The sequence below is a fragment of the Mycobacterium mantenii genome, from assembly GCF_010731775.1.
Taxonomy (GTDB): Bacteria; Actinomycetota; Actinomycetes; order Mycobacteriales; family Mycobacteriaceae; genus Mycobacterium; species Mycobacterium mantenii.
In genome coordinates this window covers 3,445,596-3,466,466 of record NZ_AP022590.1, presented here as the reverse complement: position 1 = coordinate 3,466,466, position 20,871 = coordinate 3,445,596, and the positions used below count along the sequence as shown (strand labels likewise).

Genomic DNA, 20,871 nt, shown 5'->3' with positions numbered 1-20,871 from the left:
AACCCTAACCCGAGCGTTACTTGCGGATGGCGGCGACGTAACTCAGGTTGCCGAAGGCCGCCATCTCATCCTCCGGAAACTCGAAGCCGTTGCGCGCGTAGAGTTCCCTGACGGGATGAGCCGTCACCTGCCAACCGTGATTGGTTAAATAATCGACGACGACACTGCGCTCGCCCTGATAGAACAGGTCCGCGGCGTCGAGATTGAAACCGGCGCGCCGCCATCGCTCGCTGATGCGCTGCACTCGCTCCTGGGTGAATGCGTTCGGGTCGGGCACGTGCTCGGTGGCGAGCCGGCTTCCCGGCGCGCTCATCGAGGCGATGTTGTCGAACAAACGATCCTGGGCATCGGGGGGCAGGTAGGGTAACAACCCCTCGGCGCTCCACGCGGTCGGCTGGGTGGTGTCGAAACCGCTCTCCCGCAACGCCGCAGGCCAGTCCTCGCGCAGATCGATGGCGACTGTCCGGCGCTCGGCGGTCGGAGCGGCGCCGAGATCGGCCAGGGTGTTCGTCTTGAATTCGATGACCTGCGGCTGGTCGATCTCGTAGACCACCGTGCCCGCCGGCCATTGCAACCGGTAGGCCCGGGTGTCGAGGCCGGAAGCGAGGATAACCGCCTGTCGCACACCGTCTTTCGCGGCACCCACGAAGAAGTCATCGAAGAACCTGGTCCGTACGGCCATCTGTTCGGCCCGGGTCTTGCGGTTCAGCAGTGGGTCATCGTCGAAATCGACTTCCCCGTCGAGTATGCGAACGAAGGGGGCCAGACCCACCGCGCGGACCAGGGGGTCGGCGAATGGATCGTCGAGTAGCGGGTTCGGTCCCTGGGACGCAAGCGCGCGGGACGCGGCGACCATGGTGGCCGTCGCGCCCACGCTGGACGCCAAATCCCAACTGTCGCCCTCGGTTCTGCCCGTGTCAGTGGTCATCGGGGGTCAGCTCCTATTTCTCGCTCAGGGTGCCGCTGGTGTAGAGCATCTCGCCCATGCGCACGTCGTCGTCGGTGAGCGGGTCGATTCCGTTGGCCGCGAACAGCTCCCGGATGCTGACGCTGTTCATCCGCCAACCGCGGGCGGCTAGGTAGGGCGCCGCTTCGTTGCGATCACCCAAGTAGACCAGTCCCGCCATGTCCAGCTCGAAACCGTGCGTCCGCCAGCGCTCGGAGATCGTCTGCATGCGCTCCTTCATCTTCTCCTCGTCGCCGGGCTCGGGGTTGGGCGCACTTTCGGTGGCGAGCCGGCTGCCCGGCGCGCTGAGCTCGGTGATGGTGTCCAGCAGGCGATCCTGCGCGTCGGGCGGCAGGTAGCCGAGCAGGCCCTCGGCGCTCCACGCGGTCGGCTGGGCCGGATCGAACCCGGCGGCGCGCAGCACGGAGGGCCAGTCCTCGCGCAGATCGACGGCCACCACTCGGCGCTCGGCGGTGGGGGCGGCGCCCAGATCGGCCAGCGAGCGGGTCTTGAATTCGATGACCTTCGGCTGGTCCACCTCGTAGACCACCGTCCCGGCCGGCCACGCGAGCCGGTACGGGCGGGCGTCGAGACCGGAAGCCAGGATCACGACCTGCTTGATGCCCGCGTTCGTCGCGTCCAGGAAGAACTCGTCGAAGAACTTGGTGCGGACCGCCATGTTGTCGGCCATCCGCGACATCGCCCCGGCGGACCCCGCGGCGCCGTCGTGCACGTCGTTCAGCTCGGCGGGATCCAGCTCGCCGGTGGCCAGCCGGGACAGCAGGTCCACGCCGACTAGCTTGACCAGCGGCTCGGCGAAGGGGTCGCTGATCAGTGGGTTGTCGGCGCGGGTAGCCATGGCGCGGGCGGCCGCGACCATTGTCGCGGTCACCCCGACGCTCGACGCCAGGTCCCAGGTGTCGCCTTCGTACCTGGTGGAAGTCATGTGTGTGCCCCTATCGGAGGTAGCCAATCTAATATTTAGCCGATATAACAAGCTTCCCCCACTGTACGCTTCCCGCGATTCGCGGCAACCTGTACTGATGGCGTACGCGGCGGCTGGTCAACGGGTGCTCATCGCGGGTGCCTGGTCGGGACGGGGTGCGGCCCGATGAAGGCGCTGGTCTTCGGCGTGCCACCGGAACTCGTCGAGGTCCCCGATGATGCCAACCCGCTGACCCGCAACCTGGCCCGGACCCCGACCGCGCTGCGCGAATTGCCGGATCCGCAACTGCCGCACGAGGACTGGGTGCTCACCCGGCCGCGGCTGACCGGCATCTGCGGGTCGGATTCCAAGCAGATCCTGATGGATTTCGGTGAGGGCGACGGCGACAACGCCATGGCCGCCCTCTGTTCGTTTCCGCAAGTCATGGGCCACGAAGTGGTCGCCGACGTGGTGGCGCTGGGACCCCGGGCGCGGGGGCTGCAGGTGGGGGAGCGGGTGGTGCTCAACCCGTGGCTGTCGTGCGGACCGCGAGGCATCCAACCGCCTTGTCCCGCTTGTGAAGTCGGCGATTACAGCCTGTGCTGGAGCTTCGCCGACGGCGACCTCAAACCCGGCATCCATACCGGTGTGTCGGCCGACGTGACAGGCGGCTACGCCGAGTTGATGCCCGCCCACGACAGCATGCTGTTCGGGGTTCCGGACTCGATTCCCGACGAGATGGCGATGTTCGCCGACCCGTTCTCGGTGTCCCTGCACGCGATCACCCGCCACCCGCCGCCCCGCTCGGGCTCCGCGCTGGTGTACGGGGCCGGCTCGCTCGGGTTGTGCGCGGTCGCGATCCTGCGGGCGCTGTATCCCGACGTGGCCGTCGCGGTGGTGGCGCGCTTCGCGGCGCAGGCGGAGCTGGCCCGGCGGTTCGGCGCGGCCAAAGTGCTCGCCCACGAACCGCGCGCGGCCCTCATCGAAGAACTCGTCGCCTGGGGCGGTGGCCGGCTGCACCGGCCGCTGCGGGGTCTGCCGATGGCTCACCCCGGCGCCATCGACGTCGTCTACGACACCATCGCCAAGCCCGAGACATTCGAACTCGGGGTCCGGGTGCTGCGCTCGCGGGGGACCTTGGTGAAGGCCGGTGTCCATGCCCCCGGCCGGTGGGAGTGGAGTCCGTTGTACTTCAAGGAGATCGCCCTCGTCGGCTCCAACGCCTTCGGGATCGAGGAGGTCGACGGGCAGCGCAAGCACGCCATCGCCCACTACCTCGATCTGGCCGGTGCTCAGCGGATTGACTTGCGCCCCATGCTCACTCATACGTTCGGGCTGGAGCAGTGGCGCGACGCCTTCGGGGTGCTCGCCAATCAGGCCGAAAGTGGCGCGGTCAAGGTGGCTTTCGACCAGCGCTAGCCGTCAGACCGTCAGCGCGCCGTGGGACCCGGTGATGGGCAGGTCGATCGGGGTGATGACGCCCGGTTGGGCCTCACAAACGAACGGTATGGCGTTGACGGCCGCAACCGCGGTGCTGTCCATCAACACGGTCATCACGTCCTCGCCGGGGTTGCCGAACCGGATCGTCGCGTCGACGCGTGGCCGGCCTTCGATCACCACGCTGAAACCCTTGGGATCGGTCCATTGCGGGTCGAGCGCGTCGTCGCTCATGGTCCAGCAGATGGCCAGCTCGACCACCGGGCGACCACCGCGCTGGCCGCGGTAGGTGCGGCGCTGGCCGCCGATGGTGCCGGCCGCGAAGTCCACCCACCCCAGATTCAGATCCCGGGTCAGCACCGCGGGCTCGACGAACGCGTCCTTGGACTCGAGTTCGACGCCGAGCATGGCGGCGATCATGTCCAGCGTCTCGAAGTAGCCGAGGCCGTACCGCTGCGTCGCCGGATCGATGTGCGTCACCGGCTCGCGGGGTGGTTTGCCGAACCCGAGCACTCGCCACACCTCCCATACGGGATAGGTGGTGCAGTCCAAGGTTTCGACGAGCTTGACGTTGTGGACCTCTCGGCAGGCGCCGGTGAGAAAGCCGGCGACGACGTTGATGAAGCCCGGCTCGAAGCCGGTGCCCAGGAAGGTGGCCTGGCCCTGTTGGGCCGCCTCCTCGAGCGCCGGGAGTTCGGTTGGGTGATGGGTGCCGGTCAGGAAGTCTCCCGTCGTGACGACGTTGATGCCCGAGCGCAGCATCCTGAGCACCAGCTCGTAGTCGATGGCGCGGGGCATGTAGTTCACGCAGTCCGGCGCAAGCTCGATCAACGCGTCGGCATCGGAGGTTGCGGCCACACCGATCGGGGGCCGGTCGGCCAGCACCCCGGCGTCGCGGCCCACCTTGTCCGGATCGAATGCGTGAACGCCGACCACGTCGAAGTTGTCGCGGTCGAGCAGGACGCCGAGCGCCCGACGGCCGATGTTGCCGGTCGACCACTGGACCACTCGGTATGGCGGCATGGCGTCAACCGTAACGCTCGGGGATGCTCAGAGTGGCTCGAAATCCAGCCATTCATCGACGTCGAATCGGTCGGCGACGGCGCGGATCGTCGCCCCGCCGCGACCGGGGTAATGCGCCGGGATCACGGCGGCCTTCGCCCGGACGGCCTCGGTGAATATCCGCCGGCGGGTGACCGCGGCGGCTGGCGCGTCGACGTCGAAGGCGCAGGCGTCGGCGGGCCGGCGCAGCTGCAGCGGGCTGTGGGTGAGATCGCCGACGAAGATCGCCGGCTCGCCCGCATCCAGCCACAGCACCGACGAGCCCGGCGTGTGCCCGGGTGCGGGCCGCAGCCGCAGTGACCGGCTCAGCTGATAGTCGTCCGACCATTGCACGAGCTGCCCGGCCGCATCGACGGGCGCAACGCTGTCGGCGAACACCAGCTGGTCACCGCGCTGCTGGGCCGCTTCCTCTTCGCTGCGCGGCGTCCGCCGCGCGGCGGGGCCGTCGGGCGCGAAGTGGCGGTAGTCGGCGGCCGGCACCAGGTATCGGGCGTTGGGAAACGTCGGCACCCAGATGTCGTTGCGCAGCATGGTGTTCCACCCGACGTGGTCGGAGTGGATGTGAGTGTTGACCACCACGTCGACGGCGTCGGGGTCGATGCCCGCGGACCGTAGCGCGGGCAGGAATGCGGTGTTCAGGTGATCCAGAGCCGGCATGTGCGGGCGTTGGCGGTCGTTGCCGACTCCGGTGTCCACGACGACGGTCAGCCCGTCGACCTCGATGACCCAGCTTTGGATCGCGATGTGCCACTGATCGGTCGAGGGGTCGAAGAAGTCCGGCACCAGCAGGTCGGCATTGTGTTGCCAACCTGACGGCGGCGTCTGCGGGAAAAGGCATGTCCCCAGGTCGAATTGAAGTTCCAGCACTCGGGCCACGCCCGCGTGGCCGAAGCGGACCGGGCACATCAGGTGTTGGCGCGCAGGTAGCCGTAGACGGACGCGAAGTTGCGGTTGACGTCCTCCGGGATCGGCACCGGGCCACCGAGAGCGCGTGCACCCCAGACGATTTGGGCGGTCCGCTCGACCAGCGCGGTGATGTGCAGCACCTTGTCGGGTCGCGGTCCCACCGCGACCAGCCCGTGGTTGGCGATCAGCGCGGCGCCCCGGCCGTCGAGCGCATTCACGGCGTTGGCCCCGACGTCGGCGGTGCCGGACGCGGCGTACTCGCTGCACCGGACGTCCCCACCGCAGTACACCGCGAACTCGTCGATACACGCCGGAATCGGTTGGTGCGCAATGGCGAACATGGTCGCCCACACCGGATGGCTGTGGATGACGCTGCCGACGTCATCGAAGGCCCGATAGCAGGCCAGGTGCAGCTGCATCTCCGACGACGGTGCCCGGCCCTCGGCGGCGTGCAGCACCGCGCCGTCCGGGTCGACGAGCACCAGGTCGTCGAGCTGCATGTCGCGATAGTCCACCGACGACGGCGTGATGACGATGCCGCCGTCGGCGCGCCGCGCCGAGATATTGCCGGCCGTCCCCTCCACCAGGCCGCGGCGCAACATGTCCTTGGCGGCGTCCAGCACCGCGGTTTCCGGGTTGTCGACGAACTTCATGACCCCAGCACCTCCGGATTGACGATATGTGCGGGGGCGTTGCCGCCCAGCAGCGCCTCCAGGTCGTCGGCCACCATCTGCGCCTGGCGCGCCTCGGTGTTGAAGGTGGCGCCGCCGATGTGCGGCGTCAGCACCACGTTGGGCATGCCGACCAGCGGGTGATCGGCCGGTAGCCGTTCGCCGACGAAGTGGTCCAGCCCGGCGGCGCCCACCTTGCCCGCGGCCAGGGCGCGGACCAGGGCATCGGTGTCGTGCAGCTGGGCGCGGGCGGTGTTGAGGAAGACCACGCCGTCGCGCATGGCCGCGAACTCCCGCGCGCCGATCATGCCGGCCGTGTCTTCGGTGACCGGGGCGTGCAGCGAGACCACGTCGGCCTCGCTCAGCAGCTCGTCGAGACTGTGCCGGGCATCGGGGTTGTAGGGGTCGTGCGCGATGACCCGCAGGCCCAGCCCGGACAGCCGCCATTGTGTCGCACGGCCGACGGCACCCAGGCCCACCAGCCCGGCGGTGAGTCCGGCGATCTCGGCGGCGCGGAACCGCTGATACGGGATGCTGCCGTCACGAAAGATGTTGCCGCTGCGCATATCCGCGTCCGCGGCTAGCAGGTGCCGGGTGGCGGCCAGCAGCAGGGCGACCGTCATCTCGGCGACGGCATCGGCGTTGCGGGCCGGGGCGTTCAGCACCGGGATGCCGGCGGCCGTGGCGCCGGCGATGTCGACGTTGTTGGGGTCGCCGCGGGTGGACGCGATCACCCGCACGCCCTGCTCGAACACCGGGCCGCGCACCGAATCGCTTTCCACCACCACGATTTCGGCGGCTTCGCCGGTGATCCGCTCGGCCAGCTGCTCGGCGCTGTAGATGCGCGGCGGGGTCTGCTCGATCCAGGGGTCGTACACCACGTCGGCCAGCTCACGCAGTTTGGCGAAGCCCGGCCCCCGCAGCGGGGCGGTCACCAAGGCGCGTGGTTTGGACGTCACGAGTGCCAATGCTGGCGTACGGTGACGCCCGTGTCACGCAAAGACGTCACAATCGGCATCGACGTCGGCAGCACCGCGGTCAAGGCGATAGCCGCCGACGTCGACGGCAACGTGGCTGCCCGCGTGCGCATCCCCCACGAGCTGCGGGTGCCGGCACCCGACCGGCTGGAGCACGACGCCGATGCGGCGTGGCGGCGTGGGCCGTCGGCGGCCTTGCACGAACTGATCGACCAACCCGGCGTCGCGGCGGTGGCCGTCTCGGCGATGGTGCCGTCGATCACCGCCGTCGACGACACCGGCACGCCCATCACGCCGGGTCTGCTCTACGGCGACGGCCGGGGCCGCACGCCCGGGGGTGACACGCAGCCGCTGCCCGCCCTGGGCGAGGCCGCCGAGTTCCTGCGCTGGACGGCCGCGCAGGCCCCGGGCGCCGCCGGCTACTGGCCGGCGCCGGCGGTGGCCAACCACGCGCTGGCGGGCGAGGCGGTGATCGACATCGCGACCGCCGCCACGGCGTTCCCCTTGTTCGACGGGACCGGCTGGAATCCCGACGCATGCGCCGAGCGCGGCGCGACCGTCGGGCAGATGCCGCGGGTGGAGAGCATGGGGGCCCTCGTCGGGCAGGTGCGGGGCACCGATGCCGCGCTGGCCACCGGCGCCATCGATGCGCTGTGCGAACAGATCGTCGCCGGTGCCGACCACGACGGCGACGTGCTGGTGATGTGCGGCACCACGCTGATCGTGTGGACGACCATCGCCGAGGCCCGGCAGATGCCCGGCCTGTGGACCATTCCGCACACCACGCCGGGCAAGAGCCAGATCGGCGGGGCCAGCAACGCCGGTGGGCTGTTCCTGGGCTGGGTGGATCGCGTTGTGGCACAGGCAGATCCGGCCGCCGTCGAACCCGCGCGCGTCCCGGTGTGGTCGCCCTATCTGCGCGGCGAGCGAACCCCGTACCACGACCCGGACCGCAGGGGCATGCTGGAGGCTCTGGACCTGACCCACGACGCCGCCGCGCTGCGGCGGGCCGCCTACGAGGCGTCCGGATTCGTGGTCCGCCAGCTCATCGAGCTCAGCGGGGCGCCGGTGTCGCGCGTCGTGGCCACCGGCGGCGGCACCCGGGTGGGGCCGTGGTTGCAGGCCATCGCCGACGCCACCGGGCGTCCGGTCGAGGTGTCCGGGGTGGCGGAAGGGGCCGCGCTGGGGGCGGCCTTTCTGGCACGGATGGCGGCCGGCCTGGAGACGACGATCGCCGACGCCGCCCGATGGGTGCGCACCGAACGGACCGTCGAGCCCGACCCCGCCTGGGCGAGCGCGGTCTCCGACCGGTACCGGCGCTTCTTGGAGCTGGGAAACCGCAGATGTAGCGCGGTCGGACCCCCGCCGTTCTAGGCTGGTGCAATGACCGACCAGGACCGCAAAGCCGCCCGCCGCGAAATCGCCGACGCACTGTTGAAAGCCCTCGAACGACGGCACGAAGTGCTCGACCTGATCGTGGAGGCCGACAACAACGCGGAGGCCGTCAGGGCCATCGCCGGTTTGCTCGGCACGTCGCGCACGGGTGCCGAAGCGGTGTTCGGCTTGTCCTTCGACCGACTCACCAAGGATTCGCGCAGGACGATCCAGGCCGAGCTGGAGGACCTGAACAAGCAGCTGAGCTTCACCCTGGGCGAGCGTCCGGCGAGCTCCGGGGACACCCTCGAGCTCCGGCCGTTCTCCGCGAGCGAGGACCGCGACATCTTCGGCGTGCGCACCGAGGACATGGGTGGCGTGTCGGGCGACGGATCCGGTGGGCAGGCGGGCAACCTCGACGACGAGATCAAAGCCGCGCTGGGCCGGGTCGACGACGAAGAGGCCGCGTGGTTCGTCGCCATCGACTCCGGCGAGAAGGTCGGCATGGTGTTCGGCGAGCTGGTGCGCGGCGAGGTCGATGTCCGGATCTGGATTCACCCCGACTACCGCAAGCGGGGTTACGGCACCGCCGCGCTGCGCAAGTCGCGCTCGGAGATGGCGTGGTGTTTCCCCGCGGTGCCGATGGTGGTGCGCGCACCGGCGGCCAATCCCTGAGCGCTACTGCCGGACGGCGGTCACCGAGATGCTGTTCTGCAGTGCTTTGAGGCTTTCGCCCGGCGGTACGGACAGCCCGGCGTCAGCGAACTGATCGGCGCGGGTGCGCGCCGAGATCTGCCAGCCGTGGGCGCTGAGGTAATCGGCTGCGGGGGTGCGCTCACCGCGATAGACGAGCGTGGACACGTCGGTGTCGAAGCCGAATCGTCCCCAGCGCTTGGCCATTGCTTTGGCGCGCTTCTCCAGCAACGGGATCCCGTTGTGGTGGTATTCGGTGGCCAGTCGGCTGCCGGGGGCGCTCAGCGCGGTGACGGCGTCGAACAACCGGTCCTGGGCTTCCGGCGGCAGATACATCAGCAGGCCTTCGGCACTCCACGCCGCCGGCTTCGTTTCGTCAAAGCCGGCTTGCCGCAGCGCGCTGCGCCAATCGTCGCGCAGATCAACCGCGACGGTTCGGCGCTCGGCGGTGGGCTGGGCGTCCAGCTCCGACAACGCGGCGGTCTTGAACTCGATGACCGCCGGTTGGTCGACTTCGTACACGACGGTGCCCTCGGGCCAGGCCAGCCGGTAGGGGCGCGAGTCCAGCCCGGAAGCCAGGATGACGACCTGGCGGATACCGGCCGCGGTCGCCGCGGTGAAAAAGTCGTCGAAATACCGGGTGCGTACGGCCATCATGTTGACCATCCGCGCCAGGTTGTGCTCCACGTCGGGGTCCGCGTCGGGATCGAGACCGCCTGTCTCATCGGTGATTTCGCCGTCGAGCACGCGGATGAAGAAATCCGCACCCACCGCGCGAACCAGCGGATCCGCGTAGGGATCGTCGATCAGTGCGTCGGGCCGCTTGCTGGCCAGCGCCCGGCAGGCCGCGACCCAGGTCGCGGTCGCCCCCACGCTGGAGGCCAGGTCCCAGGTGTCTTGGTCGGTGCGTGTCATGCGGCACCCTTCCCGGTCAGCGTCGCGGTCACGGCGACGATGTTGCGGAACTGCGCCATCGCCTCGTCATCGTGGAATTGCAAGCCATACTCGCCGAACAGCTCGCGGCGCGGCCGGGAGGCCACCTGCCAGCCCTTACCGGTGAGGTAGTCCACGACGTTGCTGCGTTCGCCGTCGAAGAACAGGCCCGACAGGTCGATGTCGCAGCCGACTTTGGCCCACCTGTCGTTGAACTCCTGGGCGCGTTGCGACATCGTCGTGCCGGCGGTGTCGGGGTGGTATTCGGTGGCCAACTTGCTGCCGGGGGCGCTGAGCTCGGTGATGTTGTCGAAGAGCCGGTCCTGGGCGTCGGGCGGCAAGTACATCAGCAGGCCCTCGGCGCTCCACGACGTCGGCTGTGTGACGTCAAAGCCGCTGTCGCGCAACGCGGCCGGCCAGTCCTCACGCAGATCGATGCTGACCGTGCGCCGTTCCGCGGCCGGGGCGGCACCCAGGTCGGACATGGTGGTGCTCTTGAACTCGACGACGGCGGGCTGATCGACCTCGTAGACCACGCTCCCGGGCGGCCAGCTCAGCCGGTAGGCGCGGGCGTCGAGGCCGGCCGCGAGGATCACCGCCTGGCGAACCCCGTCGCGGGCGGCGTTGAGGAAGAAGTCATCGAAGAAGCGGGTGCGCACGGCGATGGAGTCGGTCTCCAGCCCCAGGTCCTTCCCGCCGCCCTCATAGGACTCGGATTCGGTCACCTCGCCGTCGACCAGGCGCCGGAAGAAATCCAGCCCGACCGCGCGCACCAGGGGCGCGGCGAAGGGGTCGTTGATGATCGGGTGGGTGCCCTCGCTCGCCAGTGCGCGCGCCGCGGCGACCATCGTGGCCGTCGCACCGACGCTGGAGGCCAAGTCCCAGCTGTCTTGGTCAGTGCGTGTCATGCTGCTCCCAAGTTATTTAGCAAATGCAACGAGTCAGGGGAACTCTACGCCGCGCGGCTTACGGCTTCCTGTGTTTCTTCGGGCGCGTTGCGGGGGGGTGCGAACACCCGGTTAATGGCACCCCGAGGGGCCTTCCCCGGGACCGCCGCAAAGGCCCTGACCAGATGCGGGCAAACCAGCTGTTAGTCTCGTACACGGTTTGACGCGCGACGCCGTACGTCCTGGCCTGCGGGTGTTGGGCGCGTGATGCGAGAAACCCCCGGCTGCGCAGGAGGAAGAGTTGCTTTCCGCTTTCATCTCATCGCTGCGGACAGTCGACCTGAGACGGAAGATCCTCTTCACGCTTGGCATCGTCGTCTTGTACCGGGTCGGCGCCGCGCTACCGTCCCCTGGCGTCAACTATCCGAACGTCCAGCAGTGCATCAAAGAGGCCAGCGGCGGCGCGGCCGGACAGATCTATTCGCTGATCAACCTGTTCTCAGGTGGTGCGCTGCTCAAACTCACCGTGTTCGCGGTGGGGGTGATGCCCTACATCACCGCCAGCATCATCGTGCAGCTGCTCACGGTGGTCATCCCGCGGTTCGAGGAGCTGCGCAAGGAAGGCCAATCCGGCCAGGCCAAGATGACGCAGTACACCCGCTACCTGGCCATCGCGCTGGCGATCCTGCAGGCCACCAGCATTGTGGCCCTGGCGGCCAACGGCGGCCTGCTACAGGGCTGCTCGCTGGACATCATCGCCGATCAGAGCATCTTCACCCTCGTCGTCATCGTCCTGGTGATGACGAGCGGCGCGGCGCTAGTGATGTGGATGGGTGAGCTGATCACCGAGCGCGGCATCGGCAACGGCATGTCGCTGCTGATCTTCGTCGGTATCGCGGCGCGCATCCCGGCCGAGGGCAAGTCGATCCTGGACAGCCGCGGCGGCATGGTCTTCGCCGCCGTCCTGGTCGCCGCGCTGGTCATCATCGTCGGCGTGGTCTTCGTCGAGCAGGGCCAGCGCCGGATCCCGGTCCAGTACGCCAAGCGCATGGTGGGCCGGCGCATGTACGGCGGGACCTCGACGTACCTGCCGCTCAAGGTCAACCAGGCCGGTGTTATCCCGGTCATCTTCGCGTCTTCGCTGATCTACATCCCGCACCTGGTCACCCAGCTGATCCGCAGCGGCAGCGGAGGCGTCGGCAACAGCTGGTGGGACAAGTTCGTCGGCAGCTATCTGTCCGACCCCAGCGACCCCATCTACATCAGCATCTACTTCGGGCTGATCATCTTCTTCACGTACTTCTACGTGTCGATCACGTTCAACCCCGACGAGCGTGCCGACGAGATGAAGAAGTTCGGCGGGTTCATTCCGGGCATCCGGCCGGGCAAGCCGACCGCCGACTACTTGCGTTTCGTGCTGAGCCGGATCACCCTGCCGGGTTCGATCTACCTCGGCGCCATTTCGGTGCTGCCCAACTTGTTCTTGCAGATCGGCAATGGCGGCGCGGTCCAGAATCTGCCGTTCGGCGGCACCGCGGTTTTGATCATGATTGGCGTGGGCTTGGATACGGTCAAGCAGATCGAGAGCCAGCTCATGCAGCGCAACTATGAAGGGTTCCTCAAGTGAGAGTCGTTTTGCTGGGTCCGCCGGGGGCGGGCAAGGGGACGCAGGCCGAGAAGCTCTCCGAAAAACTTGGGATCCCGCACATCTCCACCGGTGAGCTGTTCCGGAGCAATATCGAGAACGGGACCAAACTGGGCTTGGAGGCCAAGCGTTATCTGGACGCGGGCGACCTGGTGCCCTCGGAGCTGACCAACCAGCTCGTCGACGACCGGCTGAGCGACCCGGACGCGGCCAAGGGGTTCATTCTGGACGGCTTTCCGCGGTCGGCGGAGCAGGCCAAGGCACTGCACGACATGCTCGGACGCCGCGGCACCGACATCGACGCGGTGCTGGAGTTCCGGGTGTCCGAAGACGAGTTGCTGCAACGGCTCAAGGGCCGCGGCCGTGCCGACGACACCGACGACGTCATCCTGAACCGGATGAAGGTCTACCGCGACGAGACCGCACCGCTGCTGGATTACTACAGCCACGAACTCAAGACGGTCGACGCCATCGGCACCATGGACGAAGTGTTCGCCCGCGCGCTGCAGGCGCTGGGCAAGTAGGAATGAACCCGCTGGCGCGGCTGCGGAGTCGCAAGGTGGTCCCGCAGCGCACCGTCGGCGAACTCGACGCCATGGCCGCGGCGGGCGCGGTGGTCGCGGCCGCGCTGCAGGCAGTCCGCGCGGCCGCGAGCTCCGGGGTGTCGACGCTCAGCCTGGACGAGATCGCCGAATCGGTCATCCGGGACGCCGGCGCGGTGCCGTCGTTCCTGGGCTATCACGGTTACCCCGCGTCGATCTGCGCGTCCGTCAACGAGCGGGTGGTGCACGGGATTCCCTCGGCCGCCGAGATCCTGGCGTCCGGTGACCTGGTTTCCATCGACTGCGGCGCGGTGCTGGACGGCTGGCACGGCGACGCCGCGATCACCTTCGGGGTCGGGACGCTGTGCGCGGCCGACGAAGCGTTGTCCCAGGCGACCAGGGAATCGCTGGAGGCCGGGATCGCGGCGATGGTGCCCGGTAATCGGCTGACCGACGTGTCGCACGCCATCGAGATGGGCACGCGCGACGCCGCGGCCCGCCATTCGCGGGCGTTCGGGATCGTCGAGGGCTACGGCGGCCACGGCATCGGCAGGCAGATGCACATGGACCCCTTCCTGCCCAACGAGGGATCTCCCGGCCGGGGACCCCTGCTGGCCGCCGGGTCGGTGCTGGCCATCGAACCCATGCTGACGCTGGGAACCGGCAAGACCGCGGTGCTCGACGACCAGTGGACGGTCGTCACCGTCGACGGGTCGCGCGCTGCGCACTGGGAGCACACCGTCGCCGTCACCGACACCGGGCCACGCATCCTGACCTCGGCTTTGTAGTCTGGCTAGCCTTGAACTAGCCGCGACCGCAAGCGCGGCAAAGCCGGGTGTAGTTGGTCGGGGCCATTGGTCGGGGCCCATTGATCGGGGCCATTGATCGGGGCCATTGATCGGGGCCATTGAACCGAACACCCACTCGCCTCGTTTCAGGAGTCGGAGGTGATCGAGTGGCTCGTGTGGCTGGCACCAGGGCGTCCGGCGCTGCCGAGGCCGCTCTGATCAAGGGGCTCTACGACGAACACGCCGCGGTGCTGTGGCGCTACGCGCTGCGGCTGACCGGGGACGCGAGCCAGTCCGAGGACGTGGTGCAGGAGACGTTGCTGCGGGCTTGGCAGCACCCCGAAGTCGTCGGCGACACCGAGCGCTCGGCGCGGGCGTGGTTGTTCACCGTCGCCCGCAACATGATCATCGACGACCGCCGCAGCGCGCGGTTTCGCAACGTCGTCGGCTCCACAGACGTATCGGGGGCGCCCGAACAGTCCACGCCGGATGAGGTCAACGCGGCGCTGGACCGGTTGCTGATAGCGGACGCGATGGCCCAGTTGTCCGCCGAGCACCGAGCAGTGATCGAACGGTCCTACTACCGCGGATGGACCACCACACAGATTGCCGCAGACCTCGGCATCGCCGAGGGAACAGTGAAGTCGCGACTACACTATGCCGTGCGGGCGTTGCGACTCACTCTGCAGGAACTCGGAGTAACCCGATGACGGGCTCCGAAAGCTTGAGGGGTGAGAAGAATGGATGAAATGAGGACGCCGGTGCAGGATCTCGGCCCTCCAGAAGACCGCTACGCGATGTGGGATGCCGCATACGTGTTGGGATCTTTGTCGGCCGCGGAGCGCCGCGAATTCGAGACGCACATGGCGCACTGCCCGGCTTGCCGGGCGGCCGTCGCCGATCTCAGTGGTGTGCCCGCCCTGTTGTCACAGCTGGACCGTGACGAGGTGGCCGCGATCGACCAATCCGGTCCGGCTCCGGAGATGTCTCCCGAATTGCTGCCGTCCCTGCTGGCGACGGTTCGCTGGCGCCGGCGCCGCACCCGGGTGGTGACCTGGGTGGCGTCGGCGGCCGCGGCCGCGGTGTTGGCTATCGGGGTGTTCGTCGGTCTCGAGGGGTGGTCGTCGACTCCGTCCCAGCAGGTGACTGCGTCGTCGGAGCCGATGGCGCAGGTGGGCACCAGCCTGCTGACCTCGACGGTCGCGGTCAGCAGCCAGCACTGGGGTACGTCCATCAACCTGCGCTGCGTGTGCCTGGCTCCGTTGAACGCGCACCATGACACGCTCGCGATGGTGGTGGTGGGCCGTGACGGCAGCCAGACCCGGTTGGCGACGTGGGTGGCCGTGCCCGGCCACACCGCGACGCCCGCGGGTGCCATCTCGACCCCGGTCGACCAGATCGCCGCCGTGCAGGTGGTTTCCGTCGATAGCGGCCAGGTGCTGTTGCAACGCTCTTTGTAGAACGATCGGAGCCAGCGTGTCCGGCTGCGCGCGTCCGCTTCGGGTGCTCGTTGTGGGCGCCGGTGTCGCCGGCATCTCCGTCGCCCGGGGATTGCTGCGCGACGGACACGACGTCACCGTGTTCGAGCGGCGGCCCGATGTGCGGGCGGCCGGCGGCGCGGTGACGATCTGGTCCGACGGCGAGACGGTGCTCAACCAGCTGGGTGTCGACATGGACGGGGCCGGCCGGCCGCTGGCGACCGTGCGGGCCTTGACGTCGACGGGTCGCCGGGTCGCCACCCTGGACGTGACCGCGATGGTGCGCCGCCTGGGCGCGCCCGTCCGGATGGTTCCGCGTCGCGTTCTGCTGGACCGGCTCCTCGATGGGTTTGACGCAGAGCGCATCCGGTGCAACTGTCGGGCGATCGCGTTGGGCGGCACGGCAAACGGGGTCCGCGTCGACTTCGGTGATGGCAGCGCGGCAGTGGGGGACGTGTTGATCGGTGCCGACGGTCTGCATTCGGTGGTGCGCGATCACGTTGGCGCGCAAAGCGCGAAACCCACCGGCTGGTGCAGCTGGCAGGGGCTGGCCGCCGCCCCGGAGATCGCGGACTCCGATGCCGCGCTCATGATCATCGGTGCGCGCGGCAACCTCGGCCTGTGGCCGGCCGGCGGCACCGACGTGCAGTGGTGGTTCGACCTGCCGTGGTCGTATGACTTCATCCGACCGCAGCGTCCGATCGAGATGATCCGGTCGCATTTCTCCGGATGGTCCGACTCGGTCGATCGAGTGCTCGCGACGTTGACCGACGACGATTTGGCCCGCTCGCCGTTCCCGCATTTCCGGCACCCGATACCGCGTGGGGGCCGGGGCCCGGTCACGTTGCTCGGCGATGCCGCGCACACGATGCCGCCCACCCTGGCGCAGGGGACCAACCAGGCGCTGCTCGACACCATGGTGCTGTGCAAGGCGCTGGCCGACTTCCGGACGACGGGCGGGGGCGCCGATGTTCCGCGTGCGCTGCGCTGGTACGAGAAGACCCGGCGACGCAAAGTCATGGCCGTGTCCTGGGTTGCGTCGCTGCCGGTTTCGCACGGTGAACTCGTGCTGAGGCCGGCCGCACTGGTCTCGGACCGGCTGCAGGCCTCGGCGCTGACGACGTTCCTGCGCCTGACGAGCCACCGCCGGATGTCCGCGCAAATCAGCCGAAATCTGGGGGTAGCGGCGACGATCCCGTCACCCCCATGAACGATCCGGCCGATTCCGTCAGAGTGCGAGGCGATTTCGACTCACCCTCGCGCTGGCTCTGGCTGTTGAAGTGGTGCGTGCTGGCCTTGCCGCACTATCCGATTCTGATCGCGCTCTACCTGGTGTATCCGCTCTCGACCGTCGCCGCCGGGGTTGCGATCTTGTGCACCGGGCGATATCCGCGGCCGCTCTTCGATTTCAACGTCGGGGTGTTGCGCTGGTCGTGGCGGGTGATGAACTACCGGTTCCCGATGAACAGCACCGACAAGTACCCGCCCTTCACGCTCGCATCTCGACCCGACTACCCCGGCGACCTGCACGTCGACTATCCGGACCGGCTGAACAACCGGCGGGTGCTGGTGAAGTGGCTGCTGGCGATCCCCCAGGTCGTGCTGTGCTGGTCGATGGAGGCGCCACTGCAGGTGCTGTGTCTCATCTCCGCGCTGACGTTGTTGTGCACCGGGACGATCCCGCGGGGCATCTTCGATCTCCTGATGGGCATGGTGCGTTGGCGATACCGGGTCGCGGTGTACGTGTCTTTGATGCGCGACGAATATCCGCCGTACCGAATGGATTTGGACAGCACATGACCCCCCGAAATCTCCTGTTCCCGTATGTCTATCGATTCGGTCAGCCGGTGTTCGATCGGCTGTTCTACCACCGCTATCGGCGGGAGGCGATGAGCAACGCAACCGGGCGGCTGTTGATGCTCGGCCTGGGCCCGGGCACCGACCTGAGGTTCCTGCCCGCCGCGGTGACATCGGTCGCCGCCGTGGAACCCGACATGGCGTTTCGGCGGATGGCCGCCAAGCTCGCCGGGCGCCGCGACGTCTCGGTCGACATCGTGGCGGGAAATGGCGAGTCAATCCCGTTCCCGGACAACTCTTTCGATTCAGTGCACATCGGTTTGGTGTTGTGTTCGGTGGACGATGTGGCCGCCACCCTCGGTGAGATCCGGCGCGTGCTGCTGCCCGGGGGCAGGCTGGTGGTCCTCGAGCACGTGCGCGGGGACGGCGCGATGGGCCGGTTCCAAGACCTGATCGCCAAGCCGTGGTCGTGGCTGGCCGGCGGTTGTGAGCCCAACCGCCGAACCCTCGACTCGATCGCCGCGGCCGGATTCGATACCACCGCGCTGCGCAGCATTCCGCGAACGCCGGTGCCCTTCCCGTGCAAACCCCATCTGCAGGGATTCGCCACCCTCAATCGACGCTGACCGCCTCGATGATGTTGAGCCGCGCCGCGCGCCGTGCCGGTGGCACCGAGCCGAGCAGGCTGATCGCCAGCGCCCCGAGCGTGAAGGCGAGCGCCAGCGGGCTCAGCCGGAAGCCGACTTCGAAATTCATGATGGCCCCGCTGATGCGGCTGAACAGCCACTGATCCAGCAGTCCGAGCGCAAGGCCGAAAACCCCGCCGACAAGGCCGATTCCGGCCGCCTCGGCGAGGACCATCCGCAAGGCGAACCGCCGGCTGGATCCCATCGCGCGCAGCACCCCGATCTCGCGGCGGCGTTCAATCACCGACAGCGTCAACGTGTTGAGCAGTGCGACCGCGGCCACCGCCACGACGATGATCCACACCGCGTTGGCGATGAACATGCTCTGATGCAGCGGAGCCTGAAGCCCCGCCAGTGCCGCGGGACCGTCGTACACGTGGTTCGGCGCCGGCACCACCGCGCGGACGCCGGCCAGCAGCCGCTGCCGATCCACGCCGGGGGCCGCGGCGATCTGCAGAGTCGTCGCCGCCGGGCGATCGAACCACGCCCGCATGTGTTCGAGGTCGATTCCCACGGTGCCGATGACGGTCGAGAAGAACGGCACCAGCGCAAGCACTTTCGTCTCCCGCGGGCCGTGCGGTGTCAGCAGCCGCAGTTGGTCGCCGGCCCGGACGTGCAGGACCGCGCCCAGATTCTGCGTGAGCACCACACCGCGCCCGTCGAGCACCTCGGTGCGCACCCGCTCGTCGAGCGCGCGCAATAGCGCATCGTGGCTGCCGGCGGAGAACCCGTCGAGCAGGATGCGGGTGCCGCCGACGACGGCGAATCCGTATGCGCCCTCGACGATCTGCGCGACGCCGGGTACCGCGGCGACCTTGTCGCCGAGTCCTTGCGGCAGAACGTCGGTGGGGTAACTGTCGGGAGCGTCCGCGCTCACCCACACGTCGGCATCGGCGACCGGGGAAAAGATGTCCCGCGCCGAGCGGATCATGTCGGCGTTCGTACCGGTGATCACGACGGTGGTGAGCACCCCGATGAGCACGGTCATCATGGTCGCCCAGACCCGGCGCGGCGCGCGCTGGATCGTCGCCGCCGCGAGCTCCCCGACCGATCCGAACATTCGCGCCGTCGCCGCCGTGGCGTTGACGATGGGCACGGTGAGCGCGAACCCCAGCGCGAGCTCGGCGCCTAATACGGCGGCCATCGCGACTACGGCGTAGCTGCCCCGCTGACCGGTGACGACCCACGTCGACACCGCGAACACCGCGACCGCACCAACGCCACAGGCGGTGCGCAGCCACCGCGGCACGGCGTCGGCCGCCGAAGCCCCCACCGGCGCCAGCGCCTCGATCGGCGAAACCTTGTACACCTGCCGGCCCGCCATCGCCGCGGCCGCCACGCTCGTCAGCGTCGTCACCGCCAACGCCAGCGGTAACGCGTAGCCGGGCAGCCAATACTCGACGCGGGCCTCGAGCCCCTGCGTCACCGCCGCAGGCAACCGGCCAATCGCGATGTGGCCCGCCGCAATTCCCATGCCGGACCCGACGGCCCCGCCGATCAGGCCGAGAATCGCGGCCTCCGCGAGCATGTCGCCGACGATGGTGGGGCGCCGGCCGCCGATCGCGCGCAGCATTGAGATGACCGGCCGGCGCGCGGTGATGGCCATCGTCATCGTGGTGTAGATCAAGAACGCGCCGACCACCAAGGCAACCGCGGCGCCCAGCAGGGCCATGTAGTTCATCAGCTTCACGCCGTCACCGGCCCGGGCCGCACGAAAGCTTGGGGCCGCGACGATCGCGCGGCCGTGCACGGCGTCGGTGACCGCGCCGCGAACGGCGCCGAGGTCGGTGCCCGGCTTCGGGGTGATCAGTATCGAGTCGAGTTGGCCGGAGCGGCCGGTGACGTTCTGCGCCAACGCCAGTGGCGCTAGGACGTAGTGTCCGCCGTTGAGGTCCGCATACTGCTTGCCGGCGAGCACCTCGGTGACGGTGACCGAAGCCGAACCCAGTTGAAATGCCTGGCCTTTGGCGAAGCCGACGCGGGGTCCGACCTGAACGCCGGACGGCGTCGCGGACAACGCCTGCACCGGCCGTTGCAACGCGTCCTTCAGGGCACCGCCCAGGGCGGCGGTGCTCGCATCGGCGCCCAGCAGCAGCACCGGCCCCGACGGTGTGGAGGCCGAAGTGCGGATCATCGGTGCCGCGGTGGCGACGCCTGGGACCGCGGCCACCTCGGCCAGTAGCGAGTCGGGGAAGCCGGCATCGGTGATGCCGGACACCTCGAGCGCGGCGACGCCGGCGATCCCGTCGGCCAGCCGGCTGACCGATCCGGTGATCGACCCGAAGATTCCGAAGATGCCCACCAAATACGTTGCCGAGACTGCAATTACGGCCGCCGACGCGAACGTGCGACGGCGGTGCACGGCGAGCTCACGCAGGCTGAAGACCCGCAGCCTGCTGGCCGCTGCCGTGATCGCGGCCCCGGGTTTCACCCGGCGACCGCCAGGACGTCCGAACCGACCCGGCCGTCCTGCAGCGTGATCACCCGGTCGGTGGCCGCGGCCGCATCGGAGTTGTGGGTCACCATCACCACCAGCCGGCCCGGACCGTCCTCGTGGGCCACCTCGGCCAGCAGCGCCAAAATGGACGCGCCCGTCGTGGAGTCCAGGTTTCCGGTCGGCTCATCGGCGAGGATCAACGGCGGGTTCATCATCAATGCGCGAGCCACCGCGACCCGCTGCATCTGGCCGCCGGACAGCTCGGCCGGCCGGTGCCGGGTCCGGTCGCCGAGCCCGACCCGGTCCAGCAGCCGGATCGCCTCCGGTTTGGCCCTGCCCAGCCGGACCCCGTCGAGCAGCCTGGGAATCGCCACGTTCTCCCACGCCGACAGCGTCGGCAGCAGGTTGAAGAACTGAAAGATGAAGCCCACCCGGTGATGGCGGAACCGCGACTGTTCTTCATCGCTGAGCCGCGAGATCTCCTCGCCGTCGAACAGGATCGACCCGGAATCGGGGGAGTCCAGCGCGCCGAGCAGGTGCAGCAGCGTGCTCTTGCCCGCCCCGGACGGCCCGACGACCGACACGAACTGCCCGTCCGCCAGTCGCAGGCTGACCTCGTCGAGCGCCCGCACCGTCTGACCGCCGACCCGGTACCGGCGCACGACGTCGCGCAGTTCGATGGTCATC

21 protein-coding genes are annotated in these 20,871 nt (G+C 68.8%); 11 read left to right on the top strand and 10 right to left on the bottom strand.

Features of this window, described 5'->3' with window-relative positions; all coding sequences use genetic code 11:
- Positions 1-16 precede the first annotated feature (16 nt).
- Entirely contained in the window at positions 17-928 is a 912-nt protein-coding gene (locus G6N50_RS15495) for a class I SAM-dependent methyltransferase (protein WP_083093347.1), read from the bottom strand.
- Positions 929-941: 13 nt separating this feature from the next.
- Positions 942-1,892: a class I SAM-dependent methyltransferase gene (locus tag G6N50_RS15490; protein ID WP_083093349.1), complete on the bottom strand. Its 951-nt coding sequence runs from the start codon at positions 1,890-1,892 to the stop codon at positions 942-944.
- 165 nt (positions 1,893-2,057) lie between these two features.
- On the opposite strand from G6N50_RS15490, the gene G6N50_RS15485 reads away from it, so the two are divergent.
- Entirely contained in the window at positions 2,058-3,290 is a 1,233-nt protein-coding gene (locus tag G6N50_RS15485; protein WP_083093352.1) for a zinc-dependent alcohol dehydrogenase, read from the top strand.
- Positions 3,291-3,293: 3 nt separating this feature from the next.
- On the opposite strand, the gene G6N50_RS15480 is transcribed toward G6N50_RS15485, so the two are convergent.
- From G6N50_RS15480 to G6N50_RS15465, 4 genes are read right to left on the bottom strand one after another with little or no spacing between them, the layout of a single operon-like run.
- Entirely contained in the window at positions 3,294-4,331 is a 1,038-nt protein-coding gene (locus G6N50_RS15480; RefSeq protein WP_083093354.1) for an NAD(P)H-dependent amine dehydrogenase family protein, read from the bottom strand.
- Between the two features lie 27 nt (positions 4,332-4,358).
- On the bottom strand, positions 4,359-5,276 hold the full coding sequence (locus G6N50_RS15475; RefSeq protein ID WP_083093356.1) for an MBL fold metallo-hydrolase: 918 nt from the start codon (positions 5,274-5,276) through the stop codon (positions 4,359-4,361).
- On the bottom strand, positions 5,276-5,929 hold the full coding sequence (locus G6N50_RS15470) for an L-fuculose-phosphate aldolase (protein ID WP_083093358.1): 654 nt from the start codon (positions 5,927-5,929) through the stop codon (positions 5,276-5,278). The genes G6N50_RS15475 and G6N50_RS15470 overlap by 1 nt, the downstream gene beginning before the upstream one ends.
- Positions 5,926-6,906 (bottom strand): NAD(P)-dependent oxidoreductase, encoded by a 981-nt coding sequence (locus G6N50_RS15465; protein WP_083093360.1) that lies wholly within the window; start codon positions 6,904-6,906, stop codon positions 5,926-5,928. The genes G6N50_RS15470 and G6N50_RS15465 overlap by 4 nt, the downstream gene beginning before the upstream one ends.
- 30 nt (positions 6,907-6,936) lie before the next feature.
- Here G6N50_RS15465 and G6N50_RS15460 point away from each other — a divergent pair, with 30 nt between their 5' ends.
- On the top strand, positions 6,937-8,298 hold the full coding sequence (locus tag G6N50_RS15460) for a xylulokinase (RefSeq protein WP_083093561.1): 1,362 nt from the start codon (positions 6,937-6,939) through the stop codon (positions 8,296-8,298).
- 9 nt (positions 8,299-8,307) lie between these two features.
- Complete coding sequence (locus tag G6N50_RS15455; RefSeq protein WP_083093362.1) at positions 8,308-8,973, top strand: GNAT family N-acetyltransferase; 666 nt, start codon at positions 8,308-8,310, stop codon at positions 8,971-8,973.
- Between the two features lie 3 nt (positions 8,974-8,976).
- On the opposite strand, the gene G6N50_RS15450 is transcribed toward G6N50_RS15455, so the two are convergent.
- Entirely contained in the window at positions 8,977-9,906 is a 930-nt protein-coding gene (locus G6N50_RS15450; protein WP_083093364.1) for a class I SAM-dependent methyltransferase, read from the bottom strand.
- Positions 9,903-10,832, bottom strand: a complete 930-nt coding sequence (locus tag G6N50_RS15445) for a class I SAM-dependent methyltransferase (RefSeq protein ID WP_083093366.1) — start codon at positions 10,830-10,832, stop codon at positions 9,903-9,905. The genes G6N50_RS15450 and G6N50_RS15445 overlap by 4 nt, the downstream gene beginning before the upstream one ends.
- 280 nt (positions 10,833-11,112) lie before the next feature.
- Here G6N50_RS15445 and secY point away from each other — a divergent pair, with 280 nt between their 5' ends.
- From secY to G6N50_RS15405, 8 genes are all read left to right on the top strand, one after another.
- Positions 11,113-12,438 (top strand): preprotein translocase subunit SecY, encoded by a 1,326-nt coding sequence (secY, locus tag G6N50_RS15440; RefSeq protein WP_083093368.1) that lies wholly within the window; start codon positions 11,113-11,115, stop codon positions 12,436-12,438.
- Entirely contained in the window at positions 12,435-12,980 is a 546-nt protein-coding gene (locus tag G6N50_RS15435) for an adenylate kinase (RefSeq protein ID WP_083093370.1), read from the top strand. The genes secY and G6N50_RS15435 overlap by 4 nt, the downstream gene beginning before the upstream one ends.
- A 2-nt stretch (positions 12,981-12,982) precedes the next feature.
- Positions 12,983-13,786 (top strand): type I methionyl aminopeptidase, encoded by an 804-nt coding sequence (map, locus tag G6N50_RS15430; RefSeq protein WP_083093372.1) that lies wholly within the window; start codon positions 12,983-12,985, stop codon positions 13,784-13,786.
- A gap of 167 nt (positions 13,787-13,953) precedes the next feature.
- Complete coding sequence (locus tag G6N50_RS15425) at positions 13,954-14,496, top strand: sigma-70 family RNA polymerase sigma factor (protein ID WP_083093374.1); 543 nt, start codon at positions 13,954-13,956, stop codon at positions 14,494-14,496.
- Positions 14,497-14,526: 30 nt separating this feature from the next.
- Positions 14,527-15,246, top strand: coding sequence for an anti-sigma factor family protein (locus G6N50_RS15420; RefSeq protein ID WP_083093376.1), 720 nt, complete (start codon positions 14,527-14,529; stop codon positions 15,244-15,246).
- Positions 15,247-15,262: 16 nt separating this feature from the next.
- Positions 15,263-16,474: an FAD-dependent oxidoreductase gene (locus G6N50_RS15415; RefSeq protein WP_083093378.1), complete on the top strand. Its 1,212-nt coding sequence runs from the start codon at positions 15,263-15,265 to the stop codon at positions 16,472-16,474.
- Positions 16,475-16,497: 23 nt separating this feature from the next.
- Positions 16,498-17,064, top strand: coding sequence for a DUF4389 domain-containing protein (locus tag G6N50_RS15410; RefSeq protein WP_083093563.1), 567 nt, complete (start codon positions 16,498-16,500; stop codon positions 17,062-17,064).
- Entirely contained in the window at positions 17,061-17,687 is a 627-nt protein-coding gene (locus tag G6N50_RS15405) for a class I SAM-dependent methyltransferase (protein ID WP_083093380.1), read from the top strand. Before G6N50_RS15410 ends, G6N50_RS15405 begins: the two co-directional genes overlap by 4 nt.
- Here G6N50_RS15405 and G6N50_RS15400 read toward each other — a convergent pair.
- Both G6N50_RS15400 and G6N50_RS15395 read right to left on the bottom strand, forming a co-directional pair.
- Complete coding sequence (locus G6N50_RS15400; protein ID WP_083093382.1) at positions 17,674-20,178, bottom strand: FtsX-like permease family protein; 2,505 nt, start codon at positions 20,176-20,178, stop codon at positions 17,674-17,676. The two genes, G6N50_RS15405 and G6N50_RS15400, sit on opposite strands and share 14 nt — an antisense overlap.
- Positions 20,175-20,870: an ABC transporter ATP-binding protein gene (locus G6N50_RS15395; RefSeq protein WP_083093384.1), complete on the bottom strand. Its 696-nt coding sequence runs from the start codon at positions 20,868-20,870 to the stop codon at positions 20,175-20,177. Before G6N50_RS15395 ends, G6N50_RS15400 begins: the two co-directional genes overlap by 4 nt.
- Position 20,871: the final 1 nt, after the last annotated feature.